Annotated in this window: 13 protein-coding genes; 6 read left to right on the top strand and 7 right to left on the bottom strand. The window is 49.1% G+C overall.

Annotated elements, in window-relative coordinates; translation table 11 throughout:
• Window positions 1-24: 24 nt before the first annotated feature.
• The 5 genes from GNG26_RS05580 to silC form a co-directional block, all read right to left on the bottom strand.
• Entirely contained in the window at window positions 25-465 is a 441-nt protein-coding gene (locus tag GNG26_RS05580; RefSeq protein WP_001549797.1) for a DUF411 domain-containing protein, read from the bottom strand.
• An 85-nt stretch (window positions 466-550) separates the two neighbouring features.
• The gene (gene silA / locus GNG26_RS05575; RefSeq protein ID WP_015387183.1) at window positions 551-3,697 is read right to left on the bottom strand and encodes a Cu(+)/Ag(+) efflux RND transporter permease subunit SilA; all 3,147 of its coding nucleotides are present in this window, start codon (window positions 3,695-3,697) and stop codon (window positions 551-553) included.
• 10 nt (window positions 3,698-3,707) lie between these two features.
• Window positions 3,708-5,000, bottom strand: a complete 1,293-nt coding sequence (gene silB / locus GNG26_RS05570; RefSeq protein WP_001548143.1) for a Cu(+)/Ag(+) efflux RND transporter periplasmic adaptor subunit SilB — start codon at window positions 4,998-5,000, stop codon at window positions 3,708-3,710.
• Between the two features lie 113 nt (window positions 5,001-5,113).
• Entirely contained in the window at window positions 5,114-5,467 is a 354-nt protein-coding gene (gene cusF, locus GNG26_RS05565; RefSeq protein ID WP_156238018.1) for a cation efflux system protein CusF, read from the bottom strand.
• A 28-nt stretch (window positions 5,468-5,495) separates the two neighbouring features.
• A complete protein-coding gene (gene silC, locus GNG26_RS05560; protein WP_000475515.1) occupies window positions 5,496-6,881 on the bottom strand; it encodes a Cu(+)/Ag(+) efflux RND transporter outer membrane channel SilC in 1,386 nt (461 codons plus the stop codon).
• Window positions 6,882-7,070: 189 nt separating this feature from the next.
• Here silC and silR point away from each other — a divergent pair, with 189 nt between their 5' ends.
• From silR to GNG26_RS05540, 4 genes are all read left to right on the top strand, one after another.
• Window positions 7,071-7,751, top strand: a complete 681-nt coding sequence (gene silR / locus GNG26_RS05555) for a copper/silver response regulator transcription factor SilR (RefSeq protein ID WP_000697970.1) — start codon at window positions 7,071-7,073, stop codon at window positions 7,749-7,751.
• Window positions 7,744-9,219: a copper/silver sensor histidine kinase SilS gene (gene silS / locus GNG26_RS05550; RefSeq protein ID WP_069730032.1), complete on the top strand. Its 1,476-nt coding sequence runs from the start codon at window positions 7,744-7,746 to the stop codon at window positions 9,217-9,219. Before silR ends, silS begins: the two co-directional genes overlap by 8 nt.
• 250 nt (window positions 9,220-9,469) lie before the next feature.
• Window positions 9,470-9,901, top strand: coding sequence for a silver-binding protein SilE (silE, locus tag GNG26_RS05545; RefSeq protein ID WP_045295175.1), 432 nt, complete (start codon window positions 9,470-9,472; stop codon window positions 9,899-9,901).
• Between the two features lie 147 nt (window positions 9,902-10,048).
• Complete coding sequence (locus GNG26_RS05540; RefSeq protein ID WP_015387186.1) at window positions 10,049-10,399, top strand: DUF305 domain-containing protein; 351 nt, start codon at window positions 10,049-10,051, stop codon at window positions 10,397-10,399.
• A 384-nt stretch (window positions 10,400-10,783) separates the two neighbouring features.
• Here GNG26_RS05540 and GNG26_RS05535 read toward each other — a convergent pair whose 3' ends face one another.
• Window positions 10,784-11,692: an HNH endonuclease gene (locus GNG26_RS05535; protein WP_001372261.1), complete on the bottom strand. Its 909-nt coding sequence runs from the start codon at window positions 11,690-11,692 to the stop codon at window positions 10,784-10,786.
• Between the two features lie 636 nt (window positions 11,693-12,328).
• Here GNG26_RS05535 and GNG26_RS05530 point away from each other — a divergent pair.
• A complete protein-coding gene (locus GNG26_RS05530) occupies window positions 12,329-13,303 on the top strand; it encodes a diguanylate cyclase (protein WP_001148755.1) in 975 nt (324 codons plus the stop codon).
• Between the two features lie 395 nt (window positions 13,304-13,698).
• Here GNG26_RS05530 and hmpA read toward each other — a convergent pair whose 3' ends face one another.
• Window positions 13,699-14,964, bottom strand: coding sequence for an NO-inducible flavohemoprotein (gene hmpA / locus GNG26_RS05525; protein ID WP_156238017.1), 1,266 nt, complete (start codon window positions 14,962-14,964; stop codon window positions 13,699-13,701).
• 234 nt (window positions 14,965-15,198) lie between these two features.
• Here hmpA and GNG26_RS05520 point away from each other — a divergent pair, with 234 nt between their 5' ends.
• The gene (locus tag GNG26_RS05520) at window positions 15,199-15,501 is read left to right on the top strand and encodes a sigma-S stabilization anti-adapter protein IraP (protein ID WP_156238016.1); all 303 of its coding nucleotides are present in this window, start codon (window positions 15,199-15,201) and stop codon (window positions 15,499-15,501) included.
• Window positions 15,502-16,220: the final 719 nt, after the last annotated feature.

Raw genomic sequence — 16,220 nt, 5'->3', positions numbered from 1 at the left:
TCCCGTTATCAGCCGTTCCGCTGACTATTCGATTCGCTGGAAGACTTTTTTACTGCCCTCCGGAGAGAATGAAATAACATCGTAAGCCTCTTTACGGGCCCCCATCTCCATTCCCGGGCTCCCCGCAGGCATGCCCGGGGTGGCAAGACCATAAATCCCTGAACCAGACAGCATTGCCTTATGTATCGTGGCTGCAGGCACATGGCCTTCAATGATCAAATTACCAGTAACTGCGGTATGACAGCTTCTCAGCTCAGCAGGAACAGCATATTTTTCTTTCAGGGCTGACAGGGCCTGATCATTCATGACGTGGGTCCGCACCTCAAACCCGTCCTTTTCCATCGCCTTGCCCCACAGGGAACAGCAACCACAGTTTTCAGACTTGTACATATCTATTACTTTTTCACCTGCCATTGCAGGAAGTGAAAGGCCAAAAGCCAGGGTCATTAAAATTATTTTTTTCATACTCACCTCTGTATGTTATCGATATAAACCCTGACGTCAGGGTGAATTTATGCAAAAGGACACCCGCAGGGGTGCCCTTTCAGGGTTATGACACGCTCTTTTTATGTCTGCGCAGCCAGATGAGTTTATAGGCGGCAGGAATAATGAACAGGGACAGCAGCGGAGCTGTGATCATCCCGCCAATCATGGGGGCCGCGATACGGCTCATGACTTCTGAACCTGCGCCGGTACCCCAGAGTATCGGCAGCAGACCCGCGATGATCACCGCCACGGTCATGGCTTTCGGCCGGACACGCAGCACGGCACCATGATAAAGGGCTTCATCAAGACCTTCCGGTGTGAACGTTTCTTTGTTTGACAGTTCCGGATGCGCTTCAATGGCATGACGCAGATACATCAGCATGACCACGCCAAACTCTGCTGCCACACCGGCCAGGGCGATAAACCCGGTTCCGGTTGCGACTGACATATGGAAGCCCTGCCAGTACAGGAACCATATCCCGCCAACCAGGGCGAACGGCAGACTCATCAGGATCAACAACGCTTCATCAACCCGGCGGAACGCCAGATACAACAGGATGAAAATGATCATCACCGTCATCGGCACCATCAATTTAAGTTTCTTGTTGGCGTGCTCAAGCAGTTCAAATTGTCCGGAGAATGACACGCTGGTACCCGGTCTCAGTTTCACTTTCTGACTGATAGCCGTTTTAATATCATTAACCACCGACACCATATCCCTGCCGCGCGCGTCAATGTAAATCCAGCTGGCTGGACGGGCATTTTCCGTTTTCAGCATAGTCGGCCCTGAAACGACCTTAATATCCGCGACATCGCCCAGCGTGATCTGCTGCTTCATCGGGGTCAGGATCGGCATCTGTTTCAATGCATTTGGACTGTTCCGATAATCCTGCGGATAGCGAATATTAATCGGGTAGCGGGCCACGCCTTCAACCGTTTCCCCTACCGTTGCGCCGCCGATGGCTGATGAGACAAACAGCTGTACATCACCAACAGTCATACCGTAACGGGACGCTTTTTCCCGGTTGATATCGATATCGATGTAACGCCCGCCTTCAAGTCGCTCAGCCAGGGCAGACACCACGCCCGGCACGGTTTTGGCTACCGCCTCGATACTCTGCGCAGTCGCATCAATATCGGCCAGGACAGTCCCTGAGACCTTGATACCTATCGGGCTTTTGATCCCGGTTGAGAGCATATCAATACGGTTACGGATTGGCGGAACCCAGAGGTTTGCCAGACCCGGTAAACGGACGGTCTTGTCGAGTTCTTCAATAATCTTGTCAATCGTCATACCCGGACGCCACTGATCCTCAGGTTTGAGCTGGATCGTGGTTTCCACCATTTCAAGCGGTGCGGAATCCGTCGCGGTCTCTGCTTTACCGGTCTTGCCAAATACAGAGGCCACTTCAGGAACGCTTTTGATTAACTTGTCCGTCGTCTGCAGGAGTGCTGCAGCTTCTGCCGGAGAGACGCCAGGCAATGTTGATGGCATATACAGCAGGTCGCCCTCATTGATCTTCGGCAGAAACTCCCCCCCCACCTGACTCAATGGCCATATAACGGTGAAAATGGACAAGGCCGCAACCAGCAGGGTTGTTTTTGGCCAATGGAGGACCCGCAGCAGCAATGGATGATACGCTTTGATCAGCACCCGGTTCAGGGGGTTACTGGTCTCGGCAGGAATTTTTCCCCGGATCCAGAATCCCATCAAGATCGGAATGACAATGATGGCCAGCGCGGCCGCTCCCGCCATGGAGTACGTTTTCGTGAATGCCAGCGGGCCAAACAGACGTCCTTCCTGACCTTCCAGGGTAAAGATAGGAATAAAGGACAGGGTGATGATCAGCAGGCTGATAAACAGTGCGGGTCCCACTTCCACGGAGGCGTCGGTAATCACCTTCCAGCGGGTGGCATTGTCAATCTGCTCACCCGGATGCTGATGATCCCACTCCTCAAGCCGTTTATGCGCATTCTCAATCATCACAATGGCGGCATCCACCATCGCACCGACGGCAATAGCTATCCCTCCCAGCGACATGATATTGGCGTTTAGTCCCTGGAAGTGCATGACGATAAAGGCGATACATAGGCCAAGCGGCAGAGAGATAATCGCCACCAGGGCAGAACGTACGTGCCACAGGAACAGGGCACAGACGATGGCCACCACGAAAAACTCTTCCAGAAGTTTGGAACTGAGGTTATCAATCGCCCGGTCGATTAACTGGCTGCGATCGTAGGTGGTCACGATTTCAACGCCTTCCGGCAGACTGGCCTTCAGCGTGTCCAGTTTATCCTTGACTGCTGTGATAACGTCGCGCGCATTTTTACCCGACCGCAGGATCACCACGCCGCCAGCAACTTCCCCCTGGCCGTTCAGTTCGGCAATACCACGCCGCATTTCAGGCCCGGTCTGCACGCGGGCAACATCCCGCAAATAAACCGGCACGCCGTTCTCGCCTGTTTTCAGGACGATGTTATTAAAATCATCAATGCTCTGCAGATAGCCGCTGGCGCGGACCATATACTCCGCTTCGGCTATTTCAACGGATGAACCACCGGCTTCCTGGTTAGATGATTCAAGAGCCTGTTTCACTTCGGGCAGGCTGATCCCATACTGGGACAGTTTTACCGGATTGACCTGAATCTGGTACTGCTTCACCACGCCACCGACCGAGGCTACCTCAGCCACGTTCGGGATGGTCTTCAGTTCAAATTTCAGAAACCAGTCCTGCAAAGAACGCAGTTCTGAAAGGTCGTGTTTTCCGCTGCGATCGACCAGGGCATATTCAAATATCCAGCCCACTCCCGTGGCGTCCGGGCCGATTTCAGAGCTCACACCCGCAGGCAGTTTGCCCTGAACCTGATTCAGGTATTCCAGCACGCGCGAACGGGCCCAGTACAGATCGGTGCCGTCTTCAAAAATGACATACACATACGAATCACCGAACTGTGAAAAGCCACGCACGGTTTTTGCGCCAGGTACGGACAGCATGGTGGTGGTAAGCGGATAGGTGACCTGGTTTTCTACAATCTGCGGGGCCTGTCCGGGATAGCTGGTTTTAATAATGACCTGCACATCTGACAGGTCAGGCAGCGCATCGACCGGCGTGTTAATTATCGTCCATGTGCCCCAGATGCTGAGAAACAGTGCGCCCATCATGACCAGGAAACGGTTGGCGACAGAGCGCCGGATAATCCATTCAATCATCGTCGTCTCCTCAGTGCCCTGAATGCATATTTACAGGCTGCTCAGACATTGCTGGCATACTGTTTTCTGTTTTTTCAGGGTGGCGCATACGTTCCAGCGCGCCCGTAATATTGGCTTCGGAGTCAATGAGGAACAGGCCACTGACCACCACGGTATCGCCTTCATTCAGGCCGGAGCCAATGCCGGACTGTTGCTGTGATTCATGCAGAACGTGGATCTGTTTCGGCACAAACTTGCCTTCATCATCAACAGTAATCACGCGCTGTTCTTTGCCGGTATCGATAACGGCCTGGCTTGGTATCAGCAGCATCTCCTGGCTTTGGGTATTCAGTTTGAGATAGGCATTCATGCCTGGCTTGAGAAACTCATCCTTGTTAGAAACCTGGAGGCGGACCTGAAGCGTGCGGGTTGTCTGATCCACGCTGGGAAGAATGTTCCATTTTTCGACATGGAATGTTTTATCCGGATAAGCCGGTACCGAAATTTCAAACTGCGACGTATCTTTCAGCAGATAGGCGATAGATTCTGGCACTGCAGCGCTGATCCAGACCGGGTCCATCCCCTGAATCTGAGCCACCACCTTATCTTTGGAAATATTCATGCCGGTGCGCAGGTCAAATGCAGTAATGACACCATCAATAGGTGCTTTAATGGTAAAACGGGTCTGAATTGTGCGGGTTGAACGCAGCCTTTGAATATCTTCTTCCGGCATACCAGCCAGACGAAGTCGCTCCAGAACCCCTTTTATCTGGGTTGGCGTACCGCCTGTACCGGATAACAGCAGAAACTCACTTTGTGCCTCAACCCATTCAGGAATGGTGATATCGATAAGCGGAGTGCCTTTCTTCACATGATCGCCAATCGTCAGGGGATACACTTTTTCGACGAAACCATCAGAACGCGCCTGCACAATGACAAACTGATATTCGTTGTAACTGACATTAGCCGGGATTGTCTGAGAATAATTCAGCATTCCTCGCGTGACTTTTTGCGTTTTTAATCCCAGATTCTGAACCTGAGTTGGATCGATACGGATCCCGCCACTGCTTTTATCGCCACTTTCATCAGCATATTTCGGCACCAGGTCCATATCCATAAAGGGAGATTTTCCGGGTTTATCAAATTTAGTATCCGGTTTCATCGGGTCATACCAGAAAAGTACCTTTTTCTCCGGTGCCTTTTGTTCTGTTTGTACTGTTTTTTGTGATGAGTTTAAATACTGCCAGGCAGTAACCGATATCAGCCCTCCTGCTATGAGGCTGCTGATAATTATTGCAGCATATTTTATCTTTAAAGAAGCCATACAATTTCTCGCTGAAAAATCAAAACACCTGGCATATGCGCCCGATCATTAATTCACAGTAATCCCATAATGAATGTTCAGGCGCACTGGATGTATTCGCTCCGGAGTGTCAATCAGGATTGCGTAACGTTAATGCTTTTGAGTAAGGAGATATTGCCCTGCTGAATAAACGAGAAATCGACATGGTTGCCGGTTTTCAGGGCATTGATAGCGTCGTCTGCATTAACAAAAGTGAAGCGCATGGTCATTGCAGGCCAGCCCACCGCCGGGATTGCTTCATGCGAAATGGTGATCTTTTTACTATTCATATCAATTTCTTTAACGATACCGGTGCCCTTGATAACCTGCTGTACCGAAGCTTCACTGGCAGCATTCATATCGCCATGCTGATGTGTTTCAGCATTAAGACCGGCAGAAAACATGACAGAGAAGGCACCAAATAAAACGGCTTTAAGTGAATTACGCATTTTTAATTTCCTGATTAATTGAATAAATTTACTCTACCCAACCGCCACCCAGCGCGGTAAACAGATTAATTTCGTTAACCTGTCGGGAATAGGTAAGATCGAGAATGGTTTGCTGCGTCGCGAAGAGGGAACGTTCTGCATCCAGCACTTCGATGTAACTGACAGCACCACTTGCATACAATCCTCTGGCACGCTGTAGAGTTATCTGTAGTGAATCAAGATAACGCTGCTGTGACTCAAGTTGCTGGCTAAGGCTGTCGCGCAGCGCAAGCGTGTCGGAAACATCTTTAAAGGCTGACTGAATTTTTTGTTCGTAATTAACCACCGACTGTTGCTGGCGAATTTCAGCCAGCTTCAGATTGGCTTTGTTCCTGCCAGCATTAAATATAGGAATTTCAATTTTAGGAATAAAATTCCACATTCCACTTCCTGACGTAAAGAGGCTGGACAGCTCCGTACTGCTTGAGGAGAGACCACTGGTCAGGGTAATGGACGGGAAAAAAGCCGCTCGCGCTGCGCCAATATTGGCATCAGCCGCTTTCAACTGGTATTCCGCTTCCATAATATCCGGACGCTGCAGCAATATTTGTGACGACAGATTTGGTGGCAATTTTACTGGTGCGATCTCCCCACCTTTCATCCCTTTTTCTGACGGAACTGCGCGGTACGTTCCAAGCACCAGTTGCAGGGCATTGTTTGCCTGAGCCAGATCGCCTTCTCGTTTGGCTATTTCGGCGCGGGTACTTTCGATTTGCCCCCTGGCTTGTTCAAGCGCCAGAACGTTCGTACTCCCGGTCACCAGTTGTTGCTCAACGAATGCATAAGACTGTTCATAATTTTTCAGCGTTTCCCGCGCAATACGGAGTTGTTCGTACGCCAGTTGCTGGCTGAAATAGCTCTGTGAAACGTTGGAGACCAGCAGGATGTGTACGGCACGACGGGCTTCTTCGCTGGCAAAGTAGTTCTGGCGATCAGCCTCACTCATGTTCTTAAGTTTGCCAAAAAAATCGAGCTCATAGCTGAGCTCCAGACCCGCGTCGTACTCCTGCGTGGTCGGCTTGTCACCTTTCAGACCACCGCTGTATGTAATCCCGGATGAGGCATTCAGTTGGGGATAACGATCTGCATCCGTGACGTTGAACTGGGCCCGGGCCTCTTCAACCTTCAGGGCAGCCATTCTCAAATCACGGTTATTATTCAGGGCTTCACCGATCAGCCTGCTGACCTGGGGATCGACAAAAAAGTTTCGCCAGCCCGTATCCTGATAGCTGTTTACCGCAGGCGTCAGACTGTTTTTAGACAATGAAAACTGCTGGGGAACCGGAGCTGGCGGACGCTGATATTCAGGTGCCAGAGAAACACAACCTGCCAGGATGAATATGGTACTGATGCTAAGTAATTTTAATTTGAACATAACGCTTCTCGTACAGGCAGACCTGGTAAATGGTTCAATCGAAGTCCAGAGTATTGATAGGGATACTTTACCGAACGCTCTCTGTTTGCCGGGTGACAGGATAATGACAATGTTGTCATTTTTGCTGTAATCCGTTGATAACGATCGTGGGCGCAATAGAATGACATTAGCAGCCAGCCGGGGAGCAAGATGAAAATATTGATCGTCGAAGACGAAATTAAAACAGGTGAATATCTCAGCAAAGGGCTTACAGAAGCAGGGTTCGTAGTGGATCACGCTGATAATGGTCTTACCGGATATCATCTCGCCATGACCGCCGAGTATGATTTAGTCATTCTGGATATCATGCTACCTGATGTGAACGGCTGGGATATCATCCGTATGCTGCGCACTGCCGGAAAGGGTACGCCGGTCTTACTGCTGACGGCCCTGGGCACGATCGAACACAGGGTCAAAGGACTGGAGCTGGGTGCGGACGATTATCTGGTTAAACCCTTTGCGTTTGCCGAACTGCTCGCCCGGGTGAGAACTCTTCTGAGGCGGGGAAACACGATGATCACGGAAAGCCAGTTTAAGGTGGCTGACCTCTCTATTGATCTCGTATCCAGAAAAGTCAGCCGCGCCGGGAACCGCATTGTGCTCACCAGTAAAGAGTTCAGCCTGCTGGAATTCTTCATTCGCCATCAGGGAGAAGTTCTTCCCCGCTCCCTGATTGCCTCTCAGGTCTGGGACATGAATTTTGACAGCGACACTAACGCGATTGATGTCGCAGTAAAGCGACTCCGCGCTAAAATAGACAACGATTACGAGACAAAACTGATCCAGACAGTGCGGGGCGTGGGCTACATGCTGGAGATCCCGGATGCATAGCAAACCGTCCAGACGACCTTTCTCACTCGCTCTGCGGCTGACCTTTTTTATCAGCCTGTCCACAATACTGGCGTTTATCGCCTTCACCTGGTTTATGCTGCATTCTGTTGATAAGCATTTTGCCGAGCAGGATGTCAGCGATCTGCAACAAATCAGCACCACACTAAACCGTATCCTGCAGTCTCCGGTTGATCCGGATGAAAAGAAAATAAGCAAAATAAAGGAATCGATCGCCAGCTACCGTAACGTTGCTCTTTTGCTACTTAATCCCCGGGGAGAGGTGCTGTACAGCTCTGTGCAGGGGGCTGCTTTACGCTCTGCTGTGAGTTCAGCCGATTTTAGCGAGCATAGCCGTGCACGTGATGTCTTTCTCTGGACGGTGGAGGATCCTGCGAGACCGATGGATACCGGGTCCGGAATGAAGATGGAAACATACAGAATTATTGCCTCCTCTGGTCAGGCGATATTTCAGGGCAAACAGCAGAACTATGTCATGCTGACTGGCCTCTCCATTAATTTCCATCTCCATTACCTCGATGCGCTGAAAAAAAATCTGATTGCGATCGCTGTCGTGATAAGTCTGCTAATTGTTCTGATCATTCGCATTGCTGTCCGTCAGGGGCACCTGCCACTTCGTAATGTCAGCAATGCCATTAAAAACATCACCTCCGAGAATCTTGATGCGCGGCTGGAACCGACACGCGTTCCCATTGAGCTGGAGCAGCTGGTTATCTCGTTCAATCATATGATTGGAAAGATTGAGGATGTTTTTACCCGCCAGGCCAATTTCTCTGCCGATATCGCGCACGAGATCAGAACACCCATCACCAATCTGGTGACGCAGACTGAAATCGCTCTGAGTCAGGATCGAACCCAGAAGGAACTTGAGGATGTCCTCTATTCCAGCCTTGAAGAGTATAACCGGATGACAAAAATGGTCAGCGACATGCTGTTCCTGGCGCAGGCGGACAATAATCAGCTGATACCTGACAGGGTTCGGTTTGACCTCAGAGCAGAAGTCATGAAAGTCTTCGAGTTTTTCGAAGCCTGGGCCGAAGAACGAAATATCACGCTCAAATTTAACGGGATGCCCTGCCTGGTTGAGGGAGATCCACAAATGTTCAGAAGAGCGATCAATAATCTGTTATCCAATGCCCTGCGTTATACCCCAGAGGGACAGGCAATCACCGTCTCAATAATAGAGCAGGAGAGCTTTTTTGACCTTGTGATTGAAAATCCGGGGAAACCAATCCCTGAAGAGCATTTATCAAGGCTGTTTGACCGTTTTTATCGGGTGGATCCGTCCAGACAACGAAAAGGAGAAGGCAGCGGCATCGGCCTTGCGATTGTGAAGTCCATCGTGGAAGCACATCACGGAAGAGTGCAGGTGGAATCGGACGTACGCTCAACTCGTTTTATCTTATCCGTGCCCAGACTTGAGAAAATGCTTCCGGAAACCCAATACTAAGAATAAAGATTTAAATGACAAAGATGTCATTAGCCTGTCATGCAGCAAACAGAAGCCATTCGATATAATTAGTGCAACTTATCAGGAAGGCTGGATTGCTTCATCAATACCCGGCGTCAGAGTACGCCAGGAAATGAATATCCAGTCCTCTCCCGGAGAAATAAACACTGCCGAACCTGTTTCAGTTATGGAACTGAAAACACCGGTTGTACTTCCCCGGACATCACTAATTCAGAAATGGAGATTTATCATGAAAAATATCGTATTAGCATCCTTGCTGGGCTTTGGTTTAATTTCGTCGGCCTGGGCCACTGCAACCGTGAATATTCATGAACGCGTCAACAATGCACAGGCTCCTGCTCACCAGATGTTGTCTGCTGCGGCTCCTGTCGGGATCCAGGGGACTGCTCCTCGTATGGCCGGTATGGACCAGCATGAACAGGCCATTATTGTTCATGAAACCATGACGAACGGATCGGCGGATGCGCACCAGAAAATGGTGGAAAGTCATCAGAAGATGATGAGAAATAACACTGTATCCACGCCCGTTTCGTCAACGTCTTACGCTGCGATGGATGAGCATGAAAGAGCAGCGGTTGCCCACGAATTCATGAATAACGGTCAGTCCGGCCCACATCAGGCCATGGCCGAAGCGCACCGCCGTATGAGCAATGCAGGCTGAATGCGACTGTAGTATCCGTGCTTTTACCCTTTCCTTGATAGATTATTCCTTGACCGTATATGTGGCTACATTTTGGCCCCCATCAGGGGGCTTTTTTATCTGACTCAGCTACAATTAACCGGTACCTACCTTACAAGGAACTATTGTATGAAAATCAAAAATTCCCTCTTTGTAATACTGATGTTATCCCTGCCTGCAATTTCTGCTGAACATTCTGAAATGAACATGTCAGATATGACCTCATCAGCATCGTCACAGGAATACATGGCGGGGATGAAAGATATGCATGACAAAATGATGGCCGCCGTTAATGAGCCAGATCCCGACAAGGCCTTTGCAAAAGGCATGGTTGCACACCATGAAGGGGCAATAGCAATGGCTGAAACCGAGCTGAAGTATGGAAAAGATCCCGAAATGAGAAAACTCGCACAGGACATTATTAAAGCTCAAAAAGGTGAAATTGAGCAGATGAATAAATGGCTTGACAGTCATAAATAATGAACACTGGAGTGTTGTCTTGCGCACCCTCTTAGGGTACCCCCGGACACGAAAACATATAGTACTTAACTAATTAAAAACCCGAATAATTTCGGGTTTTTAATGTAACTTTCTTTTCTGAACGGAAATAATAGTCATACAATTTAATTTTTTTGTAATTATTCCTACTTTTAATCAGGTACTGGACAATGGATAACGACTCCCGCCTGAGAGGGAAAATCCGTCTGGTTACCTGGCGCTATACTTAACCGATTGATCGACATGCCATGCTGGTAAAATATTAAAATCCTCCCCCATAAATCTGAACCACATGACAGGATTGATAGTCAGGCAGTATTTCACATCATTGCTAAAAATAAAAATAAGCATGCATCTTCTCGAAGATTAATTACCTTCCATCTTGTAAAAAAGAATCAAATCCTCTAATAATATCTCGATTCCCGCTTTTTTTAATACATCTTTCCGCTCGGCATATATTTTCCTCAACATATCTTCAAACCCCTTGCCAAGATGAATTTGTTTATGGCAGTTGCAACATAGTGATATGATATTCTCTTCCACATCCAGTGAATTCTCAAAATAGTCTTGCTTTGACATCGGGACAATGTGATGAGGTTCTGTGTAATTTAGGGGAGAGTTTCGCCTTCTGAACGTTGGATGGTCGCAATTAATTTCACATTTATAATCAGCTTTGTTAAGCGCATTTTTTGATACAGATTTACTTCTTGGGTATGAGAGTCCATTTTTGACTTCTATTGCAGCTTTCTTAGGTTTCGCTTTTTCGCTATACTCAAATGTCTGAGTAACGTCAAAGTGATTACTTTCTTCTAGAGCAGTGATCAAATCATTATCTGAGTAAAAATCAATGCTTGAGCTTTCGTTCGTACTAAAAAAATCTAGTTCTTTTATTGCCTGAACAAGTTCTTCACGGATAGTCCATAAATTTCGCTTTGGGTTTCCTTTAATTTCTCTACTTTTCATGACTGTAATGAATTTTGTCCCGGAAGCAATCTTTCCGACTCCTTTAACCTCGAATCGGCCAAGCTGCTTCTGAACTCTTCCACCCAACCCATTGATTACACCATTAGCACTCATACTGTGCAGGTCGTACTTCTTGCCGATATCGAAACATGTACAGGAATGGTCTGGCTCAATGAACCATTTTTTTAACGCTGCAATACTTTTGTCATCAAAAACTTTTTTATCCCTTAATAAAATCTTCCATTCTTCAACGCTAATATCTATATCACAGACGTATTCACCATCAATTACTTCACATATTTTTTCAATCATGTCCATAACTCTCTTGTAACACAGGCTTTGTAATAATGTAAAATCCGTTACACGGCGTTGTATGTAATGTCATTGTCTCTTGGACTCCTACAGTCCAAAACAACTTTGTGTTTTGTTGTCCAAAAACTTTTTGTTGCCGTGAGTTCTCACTGAGATAAATATCGCCTTGAGCGTATCACATCAGCAGACTTCCTCTCAACCTTATGGACTTAACCCGGTCATTCTTCACGACAAAGAAAGTACGGCATTTTACATGACGAAGAGACGGTCTCAGCTTCACATGACCGGATAACGTTTTTAATGTACTTCATTATTACGGCACGGGTGTTCAACGAGTATTTTTAAATATTAATCATTTTGTTTAACGGGTGGATACCTACAAATTTTAACATTTACTAATCAAGATAGCAGTTATACGTACTTTCCCGGCAAAAATCCTGAGGTTTACAGATTCCCTCACCGTAACAGACCCGGTCATTCCCCTGGTCCTCCGGAGAGTCTAGTACGAGTGATAAACGTGAATTCCTGTACCTGAAGTTCAGCCGCTGGCAGATAAGTCGTGAACTATAATTACACTCAGTCAGATCCAAACACCTTTTCATCTGCATATATACTTTGTACATACTAGGAGATTACATGCAGGCACCCGGTATACCGGAGAATGAAGAACAGAGGCTGAAGTCCCTGTATATTACCGGCCTTCTTGATACCCGTGACGATGAGCGTTTTGAACGCCTGACGCGGCTGGCCCGCAAAGCCTTTCAGGTCCCGGTGGCCCTGATAAGCCTGCTGGATCGCGAGCGCCAGTGGCTCTTCGCCTGCCAGGGCGTCGGCGTGCGCGAAACTCCACGTGATATTTCGTTCTGCGGGCACGCCATTCTGCAGGAAGGGCCTTTTATCATTCACGATGCGGCTGCCGATGCGCGATTTCACGATAATCCCCTGGTTACCGGTGAGCCACACATCCGGTTCTACGCCGGCCAGCCGGTGAGCCTGCCGGACGGCACGGTGGCCGGCACGCTGTGCCTGATCCACACCGTTCCCCGCGCCTTCACGGATGAGGACATTGCGTCCCTCCGGGACCTGGCCTGTATCGTGGAGGACGAATTCGAGGCCATCAACATGGCTATGACGGACAGCCTGACGGGCATTCCCAACCGGCGCGGGTTTTACCGCGCCGGCGACAAACTCTTCCGCGCAATGAACCGGCAGGATGCGTCGTTCAGCCTCATCTATTTCGATCTGGACAGGTTCAAACCGGTTAACGATCTCTGGGGACACGCTGAGGGTGACGAGGTGCTGAAGATCTTTGCCGGCTTTTTACATCAGCACCTCGAACCGGGCGAAATAGCAGGCCGCCTCGGCGGGGATGAGTTTGCCGCCCTGATCCGGCGAAACGGGAATACCGGCTCTTATCTTCATGCGCTGAGTGCCAGTCTCGATCATTACAATGACACCTCGGGCAAGCCCTACAACATCAATTATTCCTTTGGCGAACTGATCAATAACGCAGACCAGTACACGACGCTGGCGGAGATGATCGGCAAATGTGACGAAGTGATGTACCTGAAGAAAAAACGAAAGACCCTCTCCCGGAAAACAGAACCGTGACGTTCTCCTTCCCGGCTGATCCCCTGACCCGGGGTTCAGCCGGACGGCATGAACAATATATTTAACCGCAGGACGCATAAAGTCATTTATATTTGCTCATGGTGCAATAGTCCACTCATCGCAACAATTACTCGTTTTTTGTGTCCATGCTGCAATAATTCCTCTTCTCAACTTCTGAGATCCGAAAAATGGTAGAGTCGGATCCTTGCCCGCAGCGGGAGAAGACAGAAAGGGCTTATACTTTGTTACAGAAGGGTTCAGATACAGGGGGAGTTAACAGATCGCTGTAAGCGGCGGTTCCGCCGCGGATAACATGCCCTGTCAAACATTCTGGCAGGCATCTCTTCCGGTCATGAAGGGCGCAGAAAGCGCCCCGCTGTTTATCATTTACGGGCTCAGATACCCACACCACCCGTGCCAAAGGCTTCACTGTGGATGCGCTCTTTCCCAATACCCAGCGCCAGCAGGGAACGGTACTGCTCATGCATGAACGGTACCGGACCGCACAGGTAGTAATCGGCGTCTGCCGGCAGATATTCCGCCGGCACAGCGCTGAGATCGAGCCGGCCCTGCACATGATAATCTTCCCCGTGCACTTCATTTTCCTTCACCTGCTCATAGGCGATAAAGATTTGCAGATTGCTGTTCTGCTCAGAGAGCGCCGCGAGTTCCTCACGCAGGGCATGAACATCGGAACTGCGGGCCGCATGAAGGAAAAATATCTGCTTCCTGTCCTGAGCCTGTGCTGCGTGATCCGCTTTAAGCACGGTATTCGGATCGGCTATTTCTGCCAGCAGATGGTGGGTCATGGACATCATAGGCGTCAGGCCGACGCCGGCACTGATAAGCACATTGTCCACTTCGGGATTTAATAAAAAGAAGTTGCCCGCCGGCGCGCTCAGTTCCACCGTGTCGCCTTCACTGACGGCATTGTGGAGGGTGGATGAGACGTAACCCGGATCCTGTCCTTCTGCACGCGGATCTTCGCGTTTCACGGAAATACGCAGGTAACCGGCCCCGGGCCTGGCGGATAAGCTGTACTGTCGCGGCTGCTTCAGGCCCAGCTCAGGAACAAAGACGCGCAGCGTTACGTACTGTCCCGGCCGGTAATCAGGCAGGGCCTGTCCGTCTTCAGGCGTCAGATAAAAAGACGTGATTTCCTCGCTTTCTTTTACTTTCCTGCTGACGGTAAAGTCGCGCCAGCCCAGCCAGCTGCCGGGCGTGTTACGGCGCTCATCATAAAGCCGTTTCTCGGCCCCGATGAATATATCGGCCAGATCCTGATACGCGGCGCCCCAGGCCCCGATGAGCGGGTTATCCATCGGGACAGAAAGTACTTCGCTGATGGAATGGAGTAAATTCTCACCGACAATACTGTAGTCCGGGGCCTTAATATTCAGGCTGACATGTTTGTGGCAAATCAGCTCAATGACCGGCGCCAGCACCCCGGGGTCATCAATATTTTCTGCATAGGCCAGCACTGCACCTGCCAGCGCTTTTGCCTGCGCACCGCTTCGCTGATGACCCATATTAAAGACTTCCTGTAAATCAGGATTATTCCGTAACATCCTTTTATAGAAGTAATCCGTTAACGCAACGCCATTTTCCTTTAGTACCGGAACGGTATCTTTAACCAGTTGTTTCTGCTCTTGAGTTAACATATGTCTCTCCATGGGATTAAATTCAGTAACAGTCATGGTCCTGATAAGCATAAACCATGCTGGGAAGTGTGACCCGGCGTATAAACCCGGTACGGCCGTTGTTTTCTTTTTGCCAGGAAATGGAACCGGACGCATATATTTTTACAGGACTGATGGTGAAGCTATGTGGTCCGACCGGCATGAATAAAATATGGTATACAGTGATTTCATGTTGTCATGAACAGGGAAATTTAGATGAGGGCATTACTGGCGGGGCTGGTTAATATTATTGCGGAGCAACATGAGGCTGAAAAGGAAGTGATTATTCAGACTGAAGCACTGAGCCTTGTTGTAGCTGCCCTCCTCACGCGGCTGGATGACCGCGTTCGTGTGAAAATGAAGAATGAGATTAATGAGGGTTTCAATTCACAGCACGGATGTTACCCCTCATATACGGATGAAAAACACATGCTCCAGTGTGCAGTGGAAAAACTGTTTAATTTTCAGAGGAGTCCGTCACCAGGAAAGATACGCATACAGTCCGGAAAACAACCTTAAGCAGCCTAAGGCCGGCAATACAGCCGCCCGGTATTCCTGCCAGCCCGGGCGCGGTGAACGCAGGCGTGCTACAGCGATAGCGGATCGAATGGCTCCTGTTACGGGGAAATGTACGCGGATAAGAAGTGTCTGTACTGCTCCATCAGCCAGCCCGGGAGCTCTTTTCGGATGCTTCTCCACATGACATGCCAGAACACCCGGAATTCCGATCAGGTGACCTGGTTGTCGCGCATTCCGGGCTGGACAGGAAGGGAGGTTATATATCCGTGAATAAACTGTCGCTTAACGGATACAGCACACAGTATGTCTGGCATAATGCCTGCCGCAGGTCCGGCCCCCTGTAATCCGGAATTCCTCCGTCGTATCTGCCTGCCAGGAGATTCATCGACACTGCACGTCCCGGTATTATTTTAAGATATTTCTTAATCAGAGAAATGTAGCTTATTTTCAGTCATGTAGTGCCAGCGTAAAAAACGGGACTGGCCTTCCCCTGACTTAAATTGCTATTATTTTCTGCTAACAAGAAAAGTAAGATTTTGGCCAGTACCATCCAGATGTCTGGTACTGGCACTTTTTGGTACTCCAGTTATTTCTGTTCTTTTCCTTACGTAATTAATTATCCTTATCGTTCCGGCTTCCGCTGAGCATACCGGTGAAGTCAGCCAGACTGAAGATGCTGGTCAGATTTATTAAGGCAGGGAACAAAGAGCCCTGAAGGC

Source organism: Leclercia sp. J807 (genome assembly GCF_009734465.1).
GTDB lineage: Bacteria > Pseudomonadota > Gammaproteobacteria > Enterobacterales > Enterobacteriaceae > Enterobacter.
Note: the sequence above shows the minus strand (reverse complement) of the source record. Positions and strands in the feature narration are given on the sequence as shown.